The following is a 6,911-nucleotide window of genomic DNA, read 5'->3' on the forward strand; positions in this document are numbered from 1 at the left end:
GTTCAGCGTCGCCGCAAGCCCCCCGGCGTCGATGCCCGCCGGCAGCTCAACCGCCAGCGACATGGAGAACCGGTCATAACCGCCGCCCAGTTCCGTCATGTAGTGGACGATCGGCAGCAGGGGGACGGAGCCGATGCCGCCGCCCTCGAACTCCTCCAGGACGATCGCGGTGCCGGTGTCGAGGGCCACGAGAGCCAGCTCGGCCACGGTGCGCTGCTCGAAGATCTGCCGGGGGCTGACCTCCAGGCCCTGGGCACGGGCCCGGGTCACCACCTGGATGGAGCGGATGGAGTCACCGCCGACGGCGAAGAAGTCGTCGTCGACACCCACCCGGTCGAGCCCCAGCACCTCGGCGTAGACCCCGGCCAGGACCTTCTCCTGTGCCGTGCCCGGCGCCCGGTAGGCACCACCGGTGAACTCCGGCTCCGGAAGCGCCTTGTGGTCCAGCTTGCCGTTCGGCATCAACGGCAGCCGGTCCAGGATGACGAACGCGGAGGGGACCATGAACTCCGGCAGCCGCTGGCCGACGAAGGCGCGCAGGTCGCGTGAGGACACTCCGGCGGTCAGGTCGTAGTCCGTCTCGCCGACGCTCTCGGCACTCTCCGGCCGGTCCGTGCCGGCCGGTACGACGTAGCCGACCAGCTGCTTGGCGCCGGTGCCGGCTCCCGCCCTGACGACGACCGCGGCCTGGGCGACGCCGGGGTGCGCCACCATGGCGGCCTCGACCTCACCGGGTTCGATGCGGAAGCCGCGGACCTTGACCTGGGTGTCGGCGCGGCCCACGTACTCCAGCTCGCCCTGGGCGTTCCAGCGGGCCAGGTCACCGGTGCGGTACATCCGCGAACCGGGCTCACCGTAGGGGTCCGCGACGAACCGCTCGGCGGTCAAACCCGGCCGGCCGAGGTAGCCGCGGCCGACGTTCCCGCCCACGTACAGCTCACCCACCACGCCGACGGGGGCCGGCTGGAGGGCGGGGCCGAGGACGTAGGTGCGCATGTTGCCCAGCGGCCGGCCGATCGGCGCGCTGCCGCTTCCCTCCCACGCCGTGTCGCCGTGGACGGCGAAGGAGGTGGCGTAGAACGACTCGGTCTGGCCGTAGGCGTTGATGACGCGGATGTCCGGCCGCGTCTGGCGGATGCGGGTGACGAGCGAGGCCGGCAGGGCCTCGCCGGCGAAGACCACCGTGTCCATCTGGACGTTGTCGGCGATCTGGTCGAGGAGTTCGGCGAAGGCGGAGGGCACCGTGGAGACGATGTGCCCGTGCCAGCCCGCACGCTCCCCCAGGACCAGGACGTCGCGGACGATCTCGATCGTCCCGCCATGACAGAGGTTGGTGAGGATCTCGAAGACGGAGACGTCGAAGTTGACCGACGTGCCCGCCAGCGCCACACGACCCGGACCCGCCTCGATGAGAGCGGCCAGATGCGTGATGCCGTTGACGACATTGTGATGCGTGACAGCGACACCCTTGGGCGTACCACTGGAGCCCGACGTGTACATCACATACGCCAGATCGTCCGGGCGCAGGGCCGCGCCGCGGTCGCGGTTCGTCAGGTCCGCGCAGTCCGCTGCGCCGTCGACGGCCGATTCCAGGTCGACGTCACCGACGAAGAGGGCCGGGAGGTCGGTCTCGGGAAGCACGCGCAGGGTCTCGGCGTCGGTCAGCACCAGGTGGGGTGCCGCTTCGGACAGGATGTGGGCCAGGCGGTGGCTGGGGTACTTCGGGTCGATCGGCAGATACGCCGCACCCGACTTGAGCACCGCCAGCATGCCCACCACCAGATCCGCGGTCCGCGGCAGCGCCAACGCCACCACCGACCCCACACCCGCACCACGCGCCACCAGCTCCCGCGCCAGACGGTTCGCCCGCGCGTTCACCTGCGCGTACGTCAGTTCCGTGTCCTCGCAGACCACGGCCACCGCGTCCGGACTCAGCGCCGCCTGACGCTCGAACAACACGGGCAGGGTGTGCGTCGGCACCAGCTTGAAGGTCTTGTTGTGGCCGCGCACGACCAGTTCGCGCTCGGCGGGGTCGAGGGCGTCCACCAGGCCGACCGGGGCCGCCGGGTTGGTGACGAGGCCGCGCAGTACCCGCAGGAACCGGGTCGCGAGGAGCTCGGCGGTCGAGCGGTCGAAGAGGTCGGTCGCGTACTCGATGAGGCCCTGGGCCTCACGTCCGTTCGGCGTGGTGACCTCGGTGAGGTTGAAGAAGAGGTCGAACTTCGCGGTGCCGGTGACGACGGGGACGAAGTCCACGCGCAGACCGGGCAGGTCGAAGTCGGCCTGGGCGAAGTTCTGCCAGGCGAACATCACCTGGAACAGGGGGTGGTACGCGGTGGACCGGTCGGGGTTGAGGAGTTCCACCAGCCGCTCGAAGGGGGCGTCCTGGTTGCCGTAGGCGCCCAGGGCCTTCTCCTTCACCTGGGCGATCAGCTCGTCGAACGTCGGGTTGCCGGCGAGTTCGGCCCGCAGCACCCAGGTATTGACGAAGAAGCCGATCAGGTCGTCCAGGGCGTCGTCGGTGCGGCCCGCGATCGGGGAGCCGATCGGGATGTCGTCCCCGGCTCCCACCTGGTGCAGCAGCACGGCGAGCACCGACTGCATCACCATCGAGACGGTCACGTCACGCTCGCGTGCCAGCTCCTCGACCGCGGCGAACAGTTCGGGCTCCACGGTGAACTCGGTCATGTCGCCGCGGTGGCTGGCCTTGGGCGGGCGCGGCCGGTCGGCGGGCAGCTGGAGCGGCTCGGGGATGCCGGCCAGTTCGTCACGCCAGTAGGCGCACTGCCGGGCGAGCACGCTCTGCGGGTCGGAGTTCTCCCCCAGCAGCTCGCGCTGCCAGATGGCGTAGTCGGTGTACTGGACGGGCAGTTCGCAGAAGTGCGGCGTGCGGCCTTCGCGGCGGGCGCCGTAGGCGGCGGACACCTCGCGGATGAGCGGCGCCATCGACTCGCCGTCGCCGGCGATGTGATGGATCACCAGCGACAGGATGTGCTCCTGTGCGCCGGTGCGCAGGATGCGGGCCCGCACCGGGATCTCGCGGTCCAGCGCGAACGTGTACTCGGCGGTCTCGGCGATCGCCACGTCCAGCTGGTCGGCCGTGACGTCGATGACCGGCACCTGGAGCAGGACTTCGGCCGCCGGCACGATCCGCTGGAAGGGGATGCCCTCGGCGTCCTCCGCGAAGACGGTGCGCAGGCTCTCGTGCCGGGCCACGACGTCGCCCAGGGCGGCCGCCAGGGCGGTGGTGTCCAGCTCGCCGGTGAGCCTCAGGTTGAGCGGGATGTTGTAGGTCGCCGAGGGGCCCTCGAACTTGTCGATGAACCACAGGCGGCGCTGTGCGAAGGACAGGGGGAGCCGCTCGGGCCGGGAGGTGAGGCGCTTGAGCGCCGGACGGACCTCGACGCCCGCCGACAGGTGCGTGGTGAGCTCGGCGACGCTCGGTGCGGCGAAGACCGTCTTGATCGGGAGTTCCGCGCCGAGGACGGTACGGACCCGGCTGATCAGACGGGTGGCCAGCAGTGAGTGTCCGCCGAGGGTGAAGAAGTTGTCGTCGATGCCGACCTGGTCCAGGCCGAGTACCTCGGCGAACAGCTCCGCCAGGGTCTGCTCGGCCGCGGTGCGCGGCGCCCGGTAGGCGCCGGCGGTGAACTCCGGCTCGGGCAGCGCGGCCCGGTCCAGCTTGCCGTTGGGCATCAGCGGGAGGCGGTCGAGCAGCATGAACGCGGCGGGGACCATGAAGTCCGGCAGGCCCGCGGCCACCGCCTCGCGCAGCTCTTCGGCGGTGACGCCCCCGGGCTCGGCGGGCACGACGTAGGCGATGAGCCGCTTGCCGGTGTCGGTGGCGGCCCCGGCCCTGGCGATGACCGCGGCCTGGGCGACGCCGGGGTGCTTTACGACGGCGGCCTCGACCTCACCGGGCTCCACACGGAAGCCGCGGACCTTGACCTGGGTGTCGGCGCGGCCCACGTACTCCAGCTCGCCCTGGGCATTCCAGCGGGCCAGGTCACCGGTGCGGTACATCCGCGAACCGGGCTCACCGTAGGGGTCCGCGACGAACCGCTCGGCGGTCAGGCCCGGCCGGCCGAGGTAGCCGCGGCCGACGTTCCCGCCGATGTAGAGCTCTCCTGCGACGCCCGCGGGGACGGGTTGGAGGCCGGTGTTCAGGACGTAGGCGCGCATGTTGCCCAGCGGCGCGCCGATCGGTACGGCGCCAAGGGCCCGCGGGGTGCCGGAGGCGGTGAAGGTGGTGGCGTAGAACGACTCGGTCTGGCCGTAGGCGTTGATGATCCGCACGCCGGGGAACGCCTCGCGGGCGCGGTTGACCAGGTCGGCCGGGAGTGCCTCGCCGGCGAAGACCAGGACGTCCACCCGGGTGCGGTCGGCGATCTGGTCGAGGAGTTCGGCGAAGGCGGAGGGGACCGTCGAGATGACGTTGCCCTGCCAGCCCTCCCGCTCCCCCAGGACCAGGACGTCGCGGACGACTTCGACGACGCCGCCGGTGCACAGGGTGGTGAAGATCTCGAAGGCGGAGACGTCGAAGTTGATGGAGGTGCCGGCCAGTGCCCTGCGGCCGGGTCCGGCGTCGATGTGTCCGGCCAGCTGCGTGACGCCGTTGACGACGTTGTGGTGGGTGATGGCGACGCCCTTGGGCGTACCGCTGGAGCCCGAGGTGTACATCACGTACGCCAGGTGGTGGGGGCGCAGCGGCGTCCGGCGGTCGGCGTCGCGGAGGTCCCCGACGCCGGCTGGGGCGTCCCGGTCGACGTCGTCGAAGTCGACGTCGTCGAGGTGGAGCGCCGGGATGTCACCGCCGGGCAGTACGCCGGCGGTGTCGTGGTCGGTGAGGATCAGCTGCGGGGCGGCCTCGGTGAGGATGTACGCCAGCCGGTGGCTGGGGTACTTCGGGTCGATGGGCAGGTAGGCGGCGCCTGCCTTGAGGACCGCCAGGAGTCCGATGACGAGCTCCGCGGATCGGGGCAGGGACAGCGCCACGACCGCTTCGGGGCCCACGCCCAGGGCGGTCAGTTCCCGCGCCAGGCGGTTCGCCCGCGCGTTCACCTGTGCGTACGTCAGTTCCGTGTCCTCGCAGACCACGGCCACCGCGTCCGGGCTCTGGGCGGCCTGGGCCTCGAAGAGGGCGGGGAGGGTGAGCGGGGCCGTCGGGGTGTCGGTGTCGTTGAACCGCTCGAGGAGCCGGACGCGCTCGGCGGGCTCCAGGATGTCGACGAGGCCGACCGGCAGGGTCGGGTCGGTGATCAGCTGGCGCAGGACCCGCACGAGGCGTGCGGCGATGACGTCGACCGTCTCGCGGTCGAGGACGTGCTCCTGGTACTGGAGGTTCAGCCGCAGGTGGGGGTCGGCGTCCGCCATGACCGTCAGCGGATAGTGGGTGCCGGTGGACGGGCGGATGCCGGTGAAGGCGATGCCGGCCGCCGAGTTGGCGTCGCTGAGCCCGTCCCGGTCGACCGGGTAGGACTCGAAGACGACGAGGGTGTCGAACAGCGTGCTCAGCCCGGTGGTCCGGTGGATCTCGGTGAGGCCGTAGTGGTGGTGGTCCAGGAGTGCCGCCTGCCGCTTCTGCAGGTTCCGCAGGACGTCGGCGAGGGTGTCTGCCGGGCTGAACTCGACGCGTACGGGAAGGGTGTTGATGAACATGCCGACCATGGAGTCGACGCCCGTGACCGCCGGCGGGCGTCCGGAGACGGTGGCTCCGAACACCACGTCCTGCCGTCCGGTGAGCTGGCCGAGCAGCACCGCCCAGGCGCCCTGGACCAGGGTGTTGACGGTGACGCCGAGCTCGGAGGCGCGCCGGTTCAGGTCGCGGATCTCCTCCAGCGGCAGGGGGAGTTCGACGTGTCCGATGCCGGAGCTGCCCTCCTGCGCGGCGCCGCCGGGCACCAGCAGGGTCGGCTCGTCCACGCCGGCGAGGTCCTTGGCCCAGGCGCGGGCCGTCTCCTCGTCGTCCTGCCGCGAGAGGTGGACCAGGAAGTCCTTGAAGCCGCGGACCCTGGGCAGTACGGAGGCGTCGCCGGCCGACCCGTACAGCCGGAGGATGTCCTGCATGAGGACCGGCAGGGACCAGCCGTCGAAGAGGACGTGGCTGGCGGTCAGAACCAGTTCGGACGCGTCCTGCGCGGTCTTGACCAGGGTCAGCCGCAGCATGGGCGGGGCGGCCGGGTCGAAGCTGCGGGCGTGGTCCTCGGCGAGGAAGCGGTCGAAGGCGTCGGCGCGGGCCCGCGCGTCGAGGTGGCTGAGGTCGATCTCCTGCCAGGGCACTTCGACGCCGTCGACGACGACCTGTACCTGGTTGCCCCTGGAATCGTGGACGAAGGCGGTGCGCAGGTTGGCGTGCCGGTCGAGGAGGGCCTGGGCCGCGACCCGCATCCGGGCGGGGTCGACCTCACCCTCGATGTGGAACGCCATCTGCATCTGGTAGGCGTCCCAGGAGTCGTCGTTGAGCAGGGTGTGGAAGAGGAGGCCGGCCTGGAGGGGGGTCATCGGCCAGACGTCCGAGACGCCCGGGTAGCGGCTCTCCCAGGCTTCGATGTCCTGCTGGCTCACCTTCACCAGGGGCAGGTCGGAGGGGGTGAGGCCGCCGGCGGCCGGGTCGGCGGTGTGCCGGGCCAGTGCGGCGAGCGCGGCGAACCACAGGTCGATGAGTTCCCGGACGTCCTCGGTGGCGAGGAGCCCGGCGGGGAACCCGGCCGAGACATCCAGCTGGGCGCCCTGTTCGGTGTCGATGACCATGGAGTTGAGTTCGAGCGCGGACATCGCCGGCATGTCGGCGTCCAGGGGCGCAGACATCTCGCACAGCTGGGTGAAGCCGAGGCCGCGGAGGTCTTCGGGCATGTCGGCGGAGGAGAAGCGGCCCAGGTAGTTGAAGCCGATCTGCCCCATGGAATGCGCGG

The 6,911-nt window shown here is 71.2% G+C and carries 1 protein-coding gene; it reads right to left on the reverse strand.

Going from position 1 to position 6,911, the window contains the following annotated elements; genetic code table 11:
• A partial coding sequence (locus ACWDZ7_RS42410) for an amino acid adenylation domain-containing protein (protein ID WP_451804253.1) occupies positions 1 to 6,911 on the reverse strand: 6,911 nt, incomplete at both ends.

The sequence above is a fragment of the Streptomyces sp. NPDC003032 genome (assembly GCF_053591415.1).